The sequence below is a fragment of the Mesorhizobium silamurunense genome, assembly GCF_014843905.1.
In the GTDB taxonomy this organism is placed as follows: Bacteria; Pseudomonadota; Alphaproteobacteria; order Rhizobiales; family Rhizobiaceae; genus Mesorhizobium; species Mesorhizobium silamurunense.
In genome coordinates, this window is sequence record NZ_LPVS01000193.1 from 1 (window position 1) to 792 (window position 792).

1 protein-coding gene is annotated in these 792 nt (G+C 63.1%); it reads right to left on the reverse strand.

The window, feature by feature from the left end:
• Window positions 1–249: 249 nt before the first annotated feature.
• Window positions 250–702 (reverse strand): transposase, encoded by a 453-nt coding sequence (locus AU465_RS33005; protein ID WP_192257191.1) that lies wholly within the window; start codon window positions 700–702, stop codon window positions 250–252.
• Between the last annotated feature and the right edge of the window lie 90 nt (window positions 703–792).

The window sequence follows — 792 nt, forward strand, 5'->3', positions numbered from 1 at the left end:
GGCGAAATCACCTCGGACGCTGTCGGGATCGGCCTCGCGGCGAATTGCGGAACAAGTCCACATCACCTCATATCCGGTCGGCTCGGGTGGAGCCTGCACCCATATCCCGCATGCACGGGCAAGTTTGGCGAGGCCGGGAAGGATGGGACCCATCTTTTTGACGGCGTTAACTGCCCTGGGGGGCGCCGGTCCACATCCATCCCGCTTCGTCGCAAGTGACGTTGGCCGCCCTCGCGTCGAACTTTTTCGTCAGGCCTTGGTCATGGCGCCCTCCGGCAGCAGGCCCTGGGTCAGATACCGCCACAAGGCGATTATCAGCTTGCGCGCCAAGGCGACGATCATGGTGCGGCGGATGCGTCCTTTGCCGGCGCCGACGCGCTCATGAAACCAGCGCGCGAGACCGCTATCGGGCTGATGGCGCAGCCACAGCCAGGCAAGTTCAATGGCGGTTCGTCGCGCTCGCGGATTGCCTGATCTCTGGATGCCTTGATCGCGGCTGACCGCGCCGCTGCTCCAAGGGCTGGATGCAAGACCGAGATAACCGGCGATCTCACGCCGATTCTGGAAATCGCGGAAGAACACCTCGTTCGTCATTATGCTTGCGATCGTCAGGCCGATGCCACGCAGATGACTCAGTTGGACGATCCCGGGAGCTGTGGTCTCGGCGGCCTGACGCTGCTCAGCCTCGACCTCCATGATCATCTCGATTACTTGCCACAAGCGGCGGCACTCGCGCTTGATCTCGTTCTTCAGGCAGGGCGGCAGATTCCGCCCGTCAGCCGTGCGCAGCGT